The sequence below is a fragment of the Oricola nitratireducens genome, from assembly GCF_014904745.1.
GTDB classification, from domain to species: domain Bacteria; phylum Pseudomonadota; class Alphaproteobacteria; order Rhizobiales; family Rhizobiaceae; genus Oricola; species Oricola nitratireducens.
Genome location: NZ_JACZCS010000024.1, coordinates 1 through 12897, shown reverse-complemented (window position 1 = coordinate 12897; position 12897 = coordinate 1). Strand labels below are relative to the sequence as shown.

Genomic DNA, 12897 nt, shown 5'->3' with positions numbered 1-12897 from the left:
TTTTCCCGCCCTCGCCGCTTTTCAGTAATCTTGGAGATCGACGTGCTTTCTCGCCTCTCGCGGCTCAGCAGCCTTGTATCCGGCTTCATTCTTCTTGTCGCGGCACTGGCGGTCACATCCGACGTCCTGCTGCGATGGCTGTTTTCCGCTCCCATCAAGGGGCTGTTCGAGATATCGGAACTCACCTTTGCGGCCATAATCGCGCTGGCCCTCGCCTATACGAACTATCGGCGGGAGCACGTATCGCTCGACCTGCTCGGATCTCCCGGCGAGAAGTCCCCCGAACTGCAGATTCTCGGAAGCTTGCTGACCACGATCTGCTTCGGCCTCTATGTCATCCTGCTCTGGCGGCATGCCGAAGCCAAGACCGCCTATCATGAGGTGACTATGGTCCTAGGGCTTCCGATCGGCCCCTTCTGGTATCTCGTAACGGTCTTCATGACTGTAAGCTTCATTGCGCAACTGCCTGTTCTGGCGGAAGATTTGCGCGCGCTGTTTTCAGGCCGGATGGTCACGCGCAAGTTGGCGCCCCAGCTGGTCGCGTTCGCCATTTTCAGCCTCGGCGCCTTTGTCCTCTACTGGCAAGGCGGCGATCTTCCCTCTCTGGCCAAGGTGGGAATCGGCTTCGCAATGCTCTATACGCTTGCATTGGCACAGGTGCCGCTCGGCGCGGCGCTATCGCTGACGGGCTTTGTCGGAACCTACTTCCTCTTCGGGCTGAACCCGGCATCTCTCGTCACCACGAACCACCTGACATCCACGCTTTCCAGCGCCGATCTGGCATCGCTTCCGCTGTTCCTCCTGATGGGCAATTTGGCGATCGCCGCCGGGTTCGCCGACGACATCTTCGGCGCGGCGAACGCGCTGTTCGGCCGGTTGCGCGGCGGCCATGCCATTGCGACTGTCATCGGCTGTGCGGGCTTCGGTGCTATCTCCGGTTCCTCGGTCGCCACGACTGCGACAGTCGGCGGCGTCGCCTACAAAGAGATGAAGGCGCATGGATACTCGCCCGGATTCGCTACCGGTACGATTGCCGCCGGCGGGACGCTCGGTGCCTTGATCCCGCCATCCATCATCCTGATCATTTACTGCGTCATCGCCGAGCAGCCGATTGCGGCCGCCTTCGTCGCCGCCCTTTTACCGGGCCTTCTGGCGATCCTGCTCTATGCGCTGACCATCCTGATCCTGGCCAACCTGTTCTCGGATGGGGCGCCGGCCGACATGACACCGGCGAAATATCGGCCCTTCGATGCCGTGCGGCTCGCCTGGCGGCCATCGCTATTGTTCATGTCGGTAATCGGCGGCCTCTACGGCGGCTTGTTCACCGTCCAGGAGGCGGCGGCAGTCGGCAGCGGATTCGCCTTCTTCTTCTGGCTCCTTTCGGGTCGCGCCTCGCTTCGCGGCCTCATGGAGGCGACGCGGAACGCCGTAACGGCCAGCGCCGTTCTCTATTTCATCCTCATCGGAGCCGGTGTTTTCGGAGCCTTCCTGAACTTTGCCGGCGTGACGACAGCCATTCTCTCATTCGTCGAACCCGGCGTCACGCCAGCATGGAAAATCCTGTTGCTGCTCGTCGTGATGTATCTCATCCTTGGCAGCGTCTTCGACACGGTGGCAGCCCTCGTCGTCACTGTCCCCTTCGTCGTTCCGCTGATCATCACGCTCGACTACGACCTGATCTGGTGGGGCGTGGTAACACTCAGCTTGGTGGAGATCGGCATGATCACGCCTCCGATCGGGATGAACATCTTCATTCTCAAGGGCCTGCTCGGACAGGAAGTGAGTACAAGCACGATGTTCCGGGGGGTCGCGCCTTTTCTCGTTGCAGACGGCGTGCGACTCGCCCTCCTGATCACCTTCCCCGCGATCACGCTTTGGCTGCCTCAATTCCTTAAATAATCGACACGACCGGAAAAGTCCCATGACCGAAAACACAAACCCCTTCAAGGCGGCTCTCGCCGCGCGCGAGCGGCTCGTCGGCTGCTGGCTCGGTTTCGCCGACGCCTATGTCGCGGAAGCCGCTGCCGGGTCCGGCTTCGACTGGCTGCTGATCGACGGCGAACACGCCCCCAACGACCTGCGCACGATCCTCGACCAGATTCGCGCTGTCGAAACCGGGCCGTCCGCACCGGTCGTGCGCCCTCCGGACGGCGATCCCGCGCGCATCAAGCAACTGCTCGACATCGGCGCGCGCAACCTGTTGATCCCGATGGTGGAAAGCGGCGAGGAAGCCGGGCGCCTGTTGCGCGCGACACGCTATCCGCCCGCCGGCTTCCGCGGTGTCGGCTATCCGATGGCCCGCGCCTCGAAATTCATGCGCGACAAGAACTACCCTGCCCAAGCCAACGATTCGATCAGCCTGATCCTCCAGGTGGAAAGCCGCGCTGGACTGGCCGCGCTTGACGACATCGTTTCAGTGGAGGGTATCGACGGCATCTTTATCGGCCCTGCGGATCTGGCGGCGGACATGGGCCATCTGGGAAATCCGGGACATCCTGACGTTCGCGACACGGTAATCGGCGCGCTGCGCACGATCAGCGATCGCGGGCTCTCCGGCGGCGTGTTGACGGGTGACGCGCAAAGCGCCGAAACCTATTTCGAAGCCGGCGCCAATTTTCTCGGGGTCGGGGTCGATGTCATGCTATACGCGCAGGCGATGACGCACTGCGCAGCGGCCTTCAAGTCCAATGGCATCGGACGCAAAGGATGACGGCAACGCGCTGTAATCTATAAATAATATCCCTGCATTTCGAACCATCAAAACCGATCGGACGGTATCGGGCGTCCGGCGGCAACCGGATATCCTGTGCCGGTCTCTCCGGAATGCCGGAGAAGACAAGGCGCCGGTCAATTCGAAACCGCGGCCTCCAGAATCCGGTCCAGATCGGAAACCGCGAGCAAATCGGCGTATTTCTGTTCCATGTCGAACAGGTTCGCGTCATGGGCCGCGACAGAGCGGTCCCCGACACAGTCCGAAAGGACGAACGGGCGGAAATTGTGGCTGATCGCGTCGACGATGGTTGCGCGCACGCATCCGCTGGTAGTGCAGCCGGCGACGACCACGCTATCGATGCCGCGGTCGGCAAGGAGCGACGCCAATTCCGTGCCGAAAAAGGCCGATGCCTGGGTTTTGCGGATGACCGTCTCCCCGTCGCGCGGAGCAAGAAAGTCGACGACCTGGCTTGCGGTGGCATCCTCGGTAAGTCCCTTCAAGGAAGGCACTTTTTCGCACCATATCCCTGTATCGGAGCCGTCATCCGCATAGACGATCCGCGTGAACACGACGGGCAGATTCGTATTCCGCCAAAGGTCAAGAGCAGGGACGAAACGTTTGGCAGCATCGAGGCTGTTCCCACCCCCGAATACGTCCGGATCGACAAAGCCGTTAACGAAGTCCACGACCACCAGCGCCGAGCAGCGTCCCGGCGCGAGGCGATGTCCAAATCCCTGGGCGCGATAAATTTCAGCTTCGTTCATCGAGATTTCCCGCCGGAGAAAACCTCATATAATCATATCCGATTCGTGCTTCGGAAGACATTCGGGTTTCCGGCGAGGGAAAGGAACCTTGGTGGGTGAGCACGGGCTCGAACCGTGGACCCGCTGATTAAGAGTCAGCTGCTCTACCATCTGAGCTACACACCCGTAGGAAGCGGCTATCTAGTCGGGCCGGGCCGCTTTGTAAAGGGGGTCACGCAAGAAGCGTGCCCTCGGCGACCTTGACGGCGTGGCCGCCGATCCGCGCCGCATGGATTTCGCCGCCCTTGCCGGTGATTTCGAGCCGGATCGTCGACGGCCGGCCCATTTCCAGCCCCTGTTCGATCAGATAGGCCGTCGGTCCGTCGGCGACGCCGTCGAAATGCGCGATCACGCCGGAGAAATTCGCCGCCGCCGAGCCCGTCGCCGGATCTTCGGGCACCCCTGCCCCGGGCGCCAGCATGCGCGCGTGGAAGGCATAGCCGTGGTGGATCACGTCGCGCGTGTAGGCATAGAGCCACGCCGTGCGGCCGTTCACCTCCGGCGCGACCTCGTTCCACCGCGCAGCGTCGATCGAGACGCGCTGCACCGGCCCGAGTCCGTCGAGCGGCACGAAGACGAAACTGTTTCCGGCCGTCCAGACGCTGATCTTGTGGTTCTCGAAGCCTATCTCGTTGGCGTCGACGCCGATCGCCGAGGCGATCGCCGCCTTCTCGACCTCGTATTCGACCATCTCGGGGAGCAGCGGCACGTCGAATTCCGCATAGGCCGGATCGCCAAGCCGTAGCGCGCAGCGCACCGCGCCGATTGTCTCCTCCAGCACCATCAGCCGGCTGTCGCCGGCGCCGTTGGCCGGATCGCTCTCGCCGAGCGCGATCGCCGCGCCGACCGTCGGGTGGCCCGCGAACGACAATTCGTGTTCGGGCGTAAAAATCCGCAGCCGCGCCGAATGAGCGGAGTTTTCCGCCGGCCGGATGAACACCGTCTCCGACAGGTTGAATTCGCGCGCTATCTGCTGCATCGCGCCGTCATCAAGCCCGTCGGCGTCGAAGACGACCGCCAGCGGATTGCCCGCCAGCGCGCGGTCGGTGAAGACGTCGTAGATTGCGTAGCGCCGTGCCATGCGATTTCCCCTTTTCTCAGACGTCCCCGGTACAGGAAAACGCCGCGTTTTCGAAGTGCCATTCGGCAAGCGCTTTCGCATAGGGCTTCAGCGCCCGGAGGCTGCCGTCGCCGCGCCGGATCGCGATCGCGCCGTCGACCTCGTCATCGCCGGTTTCCGCCTGGTGCCGGTTGAGCCGTGCTGCGCAGCCCGCGAAATCCGCCGCCAGCAGGTTTCGCCGCGTGATATGGATCGCGCCGCGGTCGAAGACTGCCGTGAGGCTGGCTTCCGCGTCCGCCTCGTGGAAGCCGAGCCCGGTTTCCTCCGCCAGTTCGCGCGCGATGTTGCGCGTCACGTCGAACATGCCGTCGATGACATCCGCCGCGTCGAAGGATCCGGCGGGAAAATAGATCGCGCCCGGATTGGCGGTATGCTGCGCCATCCGGACGGCGAACAGCGCGCCGTCGCGGGTCACCGGCAGCGACGTGCCGGTAATATGGACGACGCCCGCCGGACGGCCATTGTCGCGCCAGTGAAGGAAGGTCGCGAAATCGGTGCGATGTCCGGTTCCGGTCAGCTTGCCGCCCTCGAGGCGCACATCCTCGAACATGAAGGACGGACCGTTCCACAGCCGCGGATTGGCGGCGACCGCCGCCGCCCAGTGCGCCTCGATCGCCGGACGATTCTCCTTCTCGAAGCGCAGCGGCGCGTCGGAGAGCGCGAGCCGTAGGGTCTTGAGCCTGCGAATGTCCTGGTCTTTCATCGATAATCCCGGCTGGACCGTCCTGCGGAGGCCTCTCCTAACAGGATTTTTGCGCGCGGTGCACCCGCAAAGACAGGACCTCCGGTTCCGCCCGGCTCAGTCTTCCGGCCCGAGCGCGAGTGTGGCCGGATCGACGCCGAGATACTCGCACAGGCATTCGAACACGAAACGGTGGTCTTCGCGCTGCGGCACGCCGGAAACGGTGACCGTTCCGACCACGCCGGTACCCTTGAGATGGATCGGGAAACAACCGCCATGCGGCGCGACGTCGACCGGCGCGACACCGCGCGTTTCGTCGAGTTGCGTGCCCGAAACCGCCAGCTCCCGTCCCACCCGGTACGAGCATTTGTGGTAGCGCATGACGACGTTGATCTTGCGGCGCACCCATTCCGGATTATCCGGCGTGGTGCCCGGCAGGGCCGTATAGAACAGCGGCCGTCCGGCGATGCGGATGTCGATGACGAGCGGCAGGCCCTTGTCGGCGGCGCGCTGCCGCATCATCGACCCGAGCGCCCACGCGTCGTCCTCGCTGAAGCCGTCGAACCGCAGCGCCTCTTCCTGGCGTTTCAGGATCTCGATGTCGTCTGCAATCGTCATGGCGCTCCCTCTCCGGTCGGCCCCTTATACTCAATTCGTCCGGCTGTGGATGCCACGTATTTTTCTGCAAAACGCGCGCAACGGTCAGCCGGCGGCACGCCGGATCAGGTCGCCCAACCGCTTCACGCCCTCGTCGATCATCGCTTCCGGGGCGCAGGAGAACGACAGCCGGATCGTGTTCGCACCGGAGCCGTCGGCGAAGAACGCGCCGCCGGGCACGAAGGCGACGCGGGCGCTTGCCAGCGACTGCGCCAGCAGCGCCGCCCCGTCCATGCCGTCCGGCAGCGTCAGCCAGATGAACATCCCGCCCTCCGGCTTCGTCCAGCGCACGCCTTCCGGCATTTCACGTTGCAGCGCCGCCAGCATGTGGTCGCGGCGCGCGCCATAGACGCTCCGCACTTTCGCCACCTGCTCGCCGAACACCGCCCGCGCCACCGCATTCATCGCCGCCTGGTTGATGGTGGCGCTGTGCAGTCCGCCCGCCTGGATCAGGATCACCAGCCGCGAGATGATGTCCGTCGCAGCGCAGACCCAGCCGACGCGCAGTCCGGGCGACAGCGTCTTGGAGAAGGTGCCGCAATAGATCGTGCGGCATTTCTCGATGTCTCCCTTGCGCGCGATCTCCAGCGCCAGGATCGGCGCGACCGCCTCGCCGTCGTAGCGCAGCGCCTGGTAGGCGCCGTCCTCGATCACGGCGATATCGAGCGCGTCGGCGAGATCGAGCACGCGCTCGCGCTCGCCGGGCGTCAGCGTCTCGCCGGTCGGATTGGCGAAGTCGGGCGACACATAGGCGAATTTCACCGCCCCGCCCTTTTCGCGCGCCTGCCAGGCGAAATCCCCCGGCGCGCGGTTGCCCATCGGCTCCAGCCGGTCGTAATTCGGCTCGTAGGCGCTGAAGGCCTGCAGCGCGCCGAGATAGGTCGGCCAGCCGACAAGCGCCGTGTCGCGCGGCGACAGGAACAGCTTGCCGAGATAGTCGAGCGCCTGCTGCGATCCCGCTGTAATCACGATGTTTTCCGGCCCGCAGGCAACGCCGATGCGCGCCATCTCACCTGCGATCCATTCGCGCAGCCCGGCATGGCCCTCGCTGGTTGAATATTGCAGCGCGCCGCTCGCGGCTGCGCCCGCAAGCGCATCGTCAAAGGCGCGCCGGAAGGCATCGGCCGGAAACAGCGCCGGGTCCGGAATGCCGCCGGCAAACGAGATGATGTCGGGCTGGTCGAGCAGCTTCAGCAATTCGCGGATTTCGGATGCCTTCATCCGCGTTTCGCGCGAGGCAAAACGGTTATCGTCTTTCATGGACGGTTCCTCCGGGAAGTCGGTGGCCGAACATGCCCCCGTCGGCAATATATGTCAATAATACTGACCTATATGCGCAAGAAATTTTCCTTTTATGGTCCCGTTGCCTCACAAATGAAAAAAGGCCGCGGCTGTGCGCGGCCTTCGATGCCTCCTGAAACGTCCTTACGGAAAGTTTTTCATCTGGAATTCGGTCCGTTCGACCTTGTTCGAAACGGCCGGAATCGTGTGCAGATAGGCCACGACCGCATCAAGATCCTCCGCCGTCATGTTGTTGAACCAGGGAAACGGCATCGGCGGGGAAACGTGCCTGCCTTGCGGGGTGATGCCCTCGGTGATCGCCTGCTTGATGTCCTCGTCGCTCCAGTTGCCGATACCGGTCTCCGGATCGGGCGTGATGTTCGACGTGTACACGCTCATCCCGGGCGCGAGCGTTATCTCCAGCCCGCCGGCGCCCATCCTCGACATGTCCGGGCCGGTCGGGCCCATCGGCGTGTGGCACTCGAAGCAATGCGCAAGCGCATTCACGATATAGCCGCCATATGCCACCGTGTCCGACATCGCGGGTGCCGGCGCGCCCTTGGCGGGCGGCATCGCCTGTTGCGGAATATTCCAGTGCGATTCCTCGACTTCGTGACGCACGGGCTTGAGCGTACGAAGATATGCCACGACCGCTTTCGCGTCGTCGTCGGACATGTTGTTGTAGGTCGGTGACGGCATTGGCGGAAAGATGATGTCCCCTTCCGGATCGACGCCCTCGCGGATCGCCTTGATGATCTGCTCGTCGGTCCAGTCGCCGATACCCGTCTCCTTGTCGGGCGTAATGTTCGCCGCGTAGACGTCGAAGGCCGGATCCACGATGTGAAAGCCGCCCGCGAATTCCATGCCGTCGGCGATCGAGAAGTCGGGGTTGCGGGTTCCGTGACAGTTGGAACAGGCCACCGGACCATTCACGAGATACGCTCCGCGCTTGACCAGAGCGTCGTCACTCTGGGCCGCTGCCGGCATAACGAATGCAATGGAAATCACCGCCGAAACCGCGGTTACGCGCAATCGAGACATGTTTGCTCCTCCCTGAGCCATGTTTTTCAGGCTGGGACCCGAAGGATCCAGGGAGTCCGGGAGCAGTGCATCGCAATGCAGGCAGGCTCGATGACGATTCAGATCTCATGACCTAACGGAAGTAGAGCCGAAAGCACCAGATTTGGCAAACGAATTCATCGTCTTGCGCCGCCCGAAAAGCCGGAACGGGGTGAACGCGATTCAAGAAAAAAGCCGGGAAGGTTCTCCTCCCCGGCTTTCGGTTCGCAAAGGCAGCAAACGCCTCAGTTCTTCGCCTTGTCAACCAGCGCGTTCGACTTGATCCACGGCATCATGCCGCGCAGCTTTTCGCCGACCTGCTCGATCGGATGCTCGTCATTGAGGCGACGGGTCGCCTTGAAGCGGGCCGCGCCCGAATGCCATTCCTGCATCCACTCCGAGGTAAACTTGCCGGACTGGATGTCCTTCAGGACGCGTTTCATCTCCGCCTTGGTCTCGTCGGTGATGATGCGCGGACCCGACATGTATTCGCCCCACTCGGCGGTGTTCGAGATCGAGTAGTTCATGTTGGCGATGCCGCCCTCATAGATCAGGTCGACGATCAGCTTCACTTCGTGCAGGCACTCGAAATAGGCCATTTCCGGCGCATAGCCGGCTTCCACCAGCGTCTCGAAGCCGGCGCGGATCAATTCGACCAGGCCGCCGCACAGCACGACCTGCTCGCCGAACAGGTCGGTTTCGCACTCTTCGCGGAAATTGGTCTCGATGATGCCAGAACGGCCGCCGCCGACGCCGCAGGCGTAAGACAGCGCCAGGTCATGCGCATTGCCGGACGCGTCCTGGTGGATGGCGATCAGGCACGGCACGCCGCCGCCCTTCTGGTATTCGCCGCGCACCGTGTGGCCCGGGCCCTTCGGCGCGATCATCACGACGTCGACGGTCGACTTCGGCTCGATCAGGCCGAAATGCACGTTGAGACCATGCGCGAAGGCGATCGCGGCGCCGTCGCGGATATTGCCGGCGATATGCTCCTTGTAGATGCCGGCCTGCAATTCGTCCGGAGTCGCCATCATCATCAGGTCGGCCCACGCGGCGGCCTCGGCCACGCTCATGACCTTGAAACCGTCGGCCTCGGCCTTCTTGGCCGTCGCCGAGCCTTCGCGCAGCGCGACCGCGACATCATTGGCGCCGGAATCCTTCAGGTTCAGCGCATGCGCGCGGCCTTGCGATCCGTAGCCGATGATGGCCACCTTCTTGGACTTGATGAGATTGAGATCGGCATCGCGATCGTAATAGACACGCATGTTCGGTTCCTTCCCTTTACGTGTTGATTGTCCTGGATGAATCCGCGGCCTCATACAGCCGCAGGAACTGGTTGATGGCGCGCGCCGCCTGGGCGCCGATGCCGTCTGTGCCGGTGAGCAGCGGCACGGCGTCGCCGAGCAGCATGCGCACATGCAGGTCGCCGACGATCAGGCCGTAGAGCGTGTTGAACGCCTCCTCCCGGTCGCCGAAACGGATCAGCCCGGCCGTCTTGCCGGCGTCGAGCAGGCGCTTGGCGCGCTGTTCGATCGCACGCCGTCCGCGTTCGATCAGCAGGTGGCCGAGCTGCGCGTCCTCGCGCCCCGCCTCGCCGATCGCCAGCCGGTTGAGCGCCAGCGACGTCGCGCCGGACAACACGGTCAACAGATCGCGCGCAAAGCCCGTCAGCTGCCGCCGGAAACCGTCCGCGCTCGGTTTCGCGTCGCTCGATCCGGCGACACGCACCTTGCTCGCCTGGTAGGTGATCATCGCGGCCAGCAAGCCGTTGCGGTCGCCGAACCACTTGTAGAGGCTTTCCTTGGAGCAATTCGCCGCCCGCGCCAGCCGCGCCGTGGTGAAACCCTTGTCGCCGCCCTCGACCAACAGCGCCAGCGCCGCCTCCAGCACCGCCGTCTGGCGCTCGCCGAACGGCTCCTCGCCGGTATCGCCCGGCGTCTGGCTATCTGTCTGGGTGGCTGTCAGCATCAACGGATCCATTGAGTACCGTACGGTACGGTTCGGCTCTTCTAGAGATCTGTCGGTGCGGCGTCAAGCCGCCTGAAGGGTAATCAGATGATGACCTGGGTTCCGATCTCGACGACGCGGTCGGTCGGCAGCCGGAAATAGCTCGTCGCGTCGGCCGCGTTGCGCGCCAGCAGGATATACAGCTTGTCCTGCCACAACGGCATGCCGATATCCGCCGAGGCGATCAGCGAGCGCCGCGACAGGAAGAACGACGTCTGCATGATGTCGAACTTCAGCCCCTGCTTGCGGCATTGCCCGAGCGCGCGCGGCACGTTCGGGTCCTCCATGTAGCCGAACCGCAGGATCAGGCGGGTCAGCCACGGATTGACCTGCTCGATCGTGGCGCGTTCGGCCGCCGGCACTCTCGGCTGCGGCGCCGTCTCGATCGTCAGGATGATGTTGTTCTCGTGCAGCACCTTGTAGTGCTTGAGACTGTGCATCATCGAGGTCGGGGCGCTGTACGGATCGCTGGTCAGGAAGATCGCGGTCCCGGGCACGAATTCCGGTTCGGCGTCCTCCAGTTGCCGCAGCAGGTCGTCGAGCGGGATCTCGGTCTTGCGGGTTTTCTGGAACAGCTGCGCGCTGCCGCGCGTCCACGTCACCATCAGCGTGAACAGGCATGCGGCGATCAGGATGGACACCCAGCCGCCGTCGGGGATCTTCATCGAATTGGCGCCCAGGAATACGCCTTCGACGACAAGGAAGGCGCCGATGATGGCCGCCACGGCGAGCCATTTCCAGCGCCAGATGCCGACCATGACGACGGCCAGCAGGATCGTCGTGATCATCATCTCGCCCGTCACCGAGATGCCATAGGCAGCGGCAAGCGATTCCGACGATCCGAAACCGAACACCAGCAGCAGCACCGCGATCATCAGCATCCAGTTCAGCTGCGGCAGGTAGATCTGCCCTGATTGCGTGGCCGAAGTGTGAACGACGTCAAAACGCGGCAGCAGGTGCAATTGCGTCGCCTGCCGGGTCAGCGAGAACGCGCCGGAAATCACCGCCTGGCTGGCGATCACCGTCGCGATCGTCGCCAGCACCACCACCGGCAGCAACGCCCAGTCCGGCATCATCTGGAACAGCGGCTGGTCGACAGTGACGTCGTTCTTCAGGAGCCACGCGCCCTGCCCGAAATAATTCAGCAGCAGGCACGGAAACACCACGGCGAACCAGGCGAGCAGGATCGGCTTGCGGCCGAAATGCCCGAGATCGACATAAAGCGCCTCCGCGCCGGTCACAGCCAGGAAGGCCGCGCCGATGACCGCCAGCGCAACGCCCGAATGATTGGAAATGAAGGCCGCCGCCTGCAACGGATTGAGCGCGCGGAAAATCGACAGGTCGTCGAGAAGATGAGCCGCGCCGGAAAGGCCGAGCGTCAAAAACCAGATCAGCGTGACCGGCCCGAACACGGAGGACACCTTGCCGGTGCCGAAACGCTGCACCATGAACAGCGTCACGATGATCGCCGCCGTGATCGGCACGACATAATGCGAGATCGACGGCGCGGCGATGTGCAGTCCCTCGACCGCGGACAGCACCGAGATCGCCGGGGTAATCACCGCATCGCCGAAGAACAGCGCCGCGCCGGCCATGCCGATGCCGCCGATCAGCGCCGCGTGCTTCGGCAGGACGCCGCGCGCCAGCGCCATGATCGACAGCGTGCCGCCCTCGCCCTTGTTGTCGGCGCGCAGCACGATGAGCGCGTATTTCATCGTCACGACGATGGTCAGCGCCCAGACGATGATCGACAGAGCGCCGATAATGTCGGCTTCGGAGGGAGGTTTGCTGCCGGCGGCGGCGCGGACGGTTTCGCGCAGCGCGTAGATCGGGCTTGTGCCGATGTCGCCATAGACGATGCCGATGGCGCCGAGAGCCAGCAACGCGGTCGAATGGCCCCCCGGTCCGCCATGATCCTCGGCGGTCTCTGTCTTCGCGTCCATGAACTCCGCCGTCATCTTCGGTCGAATGCGAGCAGCCGCTCATTACCCCCTCGCATCGCATTTCGCAATGCAGCAGTGCCGCGCGACGGCAGGGTTCGGAAGATGCCGGCATGCCGTCAGGGCAAAGACCCTGACGCCATGCCCGGTCGGCAGGGGGTTAGTCGGATTGGTCCTCGCCGTCGTCATACATCGGTGGCGCATCCTCGCCGAGATCGAGCCGTTCTTCGGTCTCCTGGTGGGCTTCGCCGCCCTCCCCGGCCTGCATCTGTTCCAGCCGCGCCGCGATGCGCGCGCGCGCTTCCTCGGCTTTCCGGCGGATCTGTTCGTAGACCTCGGGGTCTTCCTCGGCGAGAGAATGGGCCGAGGCCGGGGGAGTGGGTTCCGGCTGATAGCCGGTCGTTTCCGCGAAACCCGCCTCGTAACCGGTTGCCGGCGCCGCGCTGGCGGCTTCTGAATAATCCGTTTCCGCCGCTTCGGGATCGATGTCGCCGAAATCCGTCGCAGGCGCATCCGTCATGCCGGCCAGGCCCTCGGCGGCATAATCCGTCTCGGCCTCCATGGCGTCCGGTTCGCGCAGTGGCTCGCTTACGCTGAAATAGCCTTCGGTGGCGGTGGCGGTTTCATCGCCGTCT

Annotated in this window: 11 protein-coding genes, 1 tRNA gene and 1 pseudogene; 2 read left to right on the top strand and 11 right to left on the bottom strand. The window is 63.8% G+C overall.

Features of this window, described 5'->3' with window-relative positions:
• Nucleotides 1–42 precede the first annotated feature (42 nt).
• Together IG169_RS12855 and IG169_RS12850 are read left to right on the top strand one after the other, a co-directional pair.
• The gene (locus IG169_RS12855; RefSeq protein WP_193176619.1) at nt 43–1899 is read left to right on the top strand and encodes a TRAP transporter large permease subunit; all 1857 of its coding nucleotides are present in this window, start codon (nt 43–45) and stop codon (nt 1897–1899) included.
• A 22-nt stretch (nt 1900–1921) separates the two neighbouring features.
• Entirely contained in the window at nt 1922–2710 is a 789-nt protein-coding gene (locus IG169_RS12850; RefSeq protein ID WP_193176618.1) for an aldolase/citrate lyase family protein, read from the top strand.
• A gap of 137 nt (nt 2711–2847) precedes the next feature.
• Here IG169_RS12850 and IG169_RS12845 read toward each other — a convergent pair whose 3' ends face one another.
• The 11 genes and pseudogenes from IG169_RS12845 to IG169_RS12795 form a co-directional block, all read right to left on the bottom strand.
• A complete protein-coding gene (locus IG169_RS12845) occupies nt 2848–3477 on the bottom strand; it encodes an isochorismatase family protein (protein ID WP_193176617.1) in 630 nt (209 codons plus the stop codon).
• A gap of 89 nt (nt 3478–3566) precedes the next feature.
• Nucleotides 3567–3642: transfer RNA gene (locus tag IG169_RS12840), tRNA-Lys, on the bottom strand.
• Nucleotides 3643–3688: 46 nt separating this feature from the next.
• Nucleotides 3689–4597: a PhzF family phenazine biosynthesis protein gene (locus IG169_RS12835; protein WP_193176616.1), complete on the bottom strand. Its 909-nt coding sequence runs from the start codon at nt 4595–4597 to the stop codon at nt 3689–3691.
• A gap of 16 nt (nt 4598–4613) precedes the next feature.
• Nucleotides 4614–5339, bottom strand: coding sequence for a hypothetical protein (locus IG169_RS12830; protein WP_193176615.1), 726 nt, complete (start codon nt 5337–5339; stop codon nt 4614–4616).
• A 96-nt stretch (nt 5340–5435) separates the two neighbouring features.
• Nucleotides 5436–5936 carry a heme-degrading domain-containing protein gene (locus IG169_RS12825; RefSeq protein WP_193176614.1) on the bottom strand — a complete coding sequence of 167 codons (501 nt, stop codon included), beginning with the start codon at nt 5934–5936 and terminating at the stop codon, nt 5436–5438.
• Between the two features lie 84 nt (nt 5937–6020).
• Nucleotides 6021–7235: an aminotransferase-like domain-containing protein gene (locus IG169_RS12820; protein ID WP_193176613.1), complete on the bottom strand. Its 1215-nt coding sequence runs from the start codon at nt 7233–7235 to the stop codon at nt 6021–6023.
• Between the two features lie 165 nt (nt 7236–7400).
• Complete coding sequence (locus IG169_RS12815) at nt 7401–8297, bottom strand: c-type cytochrome (protein WP_210325995.1); 897 nt, start codon at nt 8295–8297, stop codon at nt 7401–7403.
• Between the two features lie 263 nt (nt 8298–8560).
• The gene (ilvC, locus tag IG169_RS12810) at nt 8561–9580 is read right to left on the bottom strand and encodes a ketol-acid reductoisomerase (protein ID WP_193176612.1); all 1020 of its coding nucleotides are present in this window, start codon (nt 9578–9580) and stop codon (nt 8561–8563) included.
• Nucleotides 9581–9596: 16 nt separating this feature from the next.
• Nucleotides 9597–10283 carry a TetR/AcrR family transcriptional regulator C-terminal domain-containing protein gene (locus IG169_RS12805; RefSeq protein ID WP_193176611.1) on the bottom strand — a complete coding sequence of 229 codons (687 nt, stop codon included), beginning with the start codon at nt 10281–10283 and terminating at the stop codon, nt 9597–9599.
• A gap of 83 nt (nt 10284–10366) precedes the next feature.
• Nucleotides 10367–12280 (bottom strand): potassium transporter Kup, encoded by a 1914-nt coding sequence (locus IG169_RS12800; protein WP_193176610.1) that lies wholly within the window; start codon nt 12278–12280, stop codon nt 10367–10369.
• A 142-nt stretch (nt 12281–12422) separates the two neighbouring features.
• Nucleotides 12423–12897: pseudogene (locus tag IG169_RS12795) on the bottom strand (hypothetical protein); the annotation flags it as partial.

What these genes read in the sequence shown, in the direction of transcription:
- IG169_RS12815 (WP_210325995.1), bottom strand. Translation starts at nt 8,297, where the DNA reads ATGTCTCGATTGCGCGTAACCGCGGTTTCGGCGGTGATTTCCATTGCA.
- ilvC (WP_193176612.1), bottom strand. Translation starts at nt 9,580, where the DNA reads ATGCGTGTCTATTACGATCGCGATGCCGATCTCAATCTCATCAAGTCC.
- IG169_RS12825 (WP_193176614.1), bottom strand. Translation starts at nt 5,936, where the DNA reads ATGACGATTGCAGACGACATCGAGATCCTGAAACGCCAGGAAGAGGCG.
- IG169_RS12830 (WP_193176615.1), bottom strand. Translation starts at nt 5,339, where the DNA reads ATGAAAGACCAGGACATTCGCAGGCTCAAGACCCTACGGCTCGCGCTC.
- IG169_RS12835 (WP_193176616.1), bottom strand. Translation starts at nt 4,597, where the DNA reads ATGGCACGGCGCTACGCAATCTACGACGTCTTCACCGACCGCGCGCTG.
- IG169_RS12820 (WP_193176613.1), bottom strand. Translation starts at nt 7,235, where the DNA reads ATGAAAGACGATAACCGTTTTGCCTCGCGCGAAACGCGGATGAAGGCA.
- IG169_RS12845 (WP_193176617.1), bottom strand. Translation starts at nt 3,477, where the DNA reads ATGAACGAAGCTGAAATTTATCGCGCCCAGGGATTTGGACATCGCCTC.
- IG169_RS12800 (WP_193176610.1), bottom strand. Translation starts at nt 12,280, where the DNA reads ATGACGGCGGAGTTCATGGACGCGAAGACAGAGACCGCCGAGGATCAT.
- IG169_RS12850 (WP_193176618.1), top strand. Translation starts at nt 1,922, where the DNA reads ATGACCGAAAACACAAACCCCTTCAAGGCGGCTCTCGCCGCGCGCGAG.
- IG169_RS12805 (WP_193176611.1), bottom strand. Translation starts at nt 10,283, where the DNA reads ATGCTGACAGCCACCCAGACAGATAGCCAGACGCCGGGCGATACCGGC.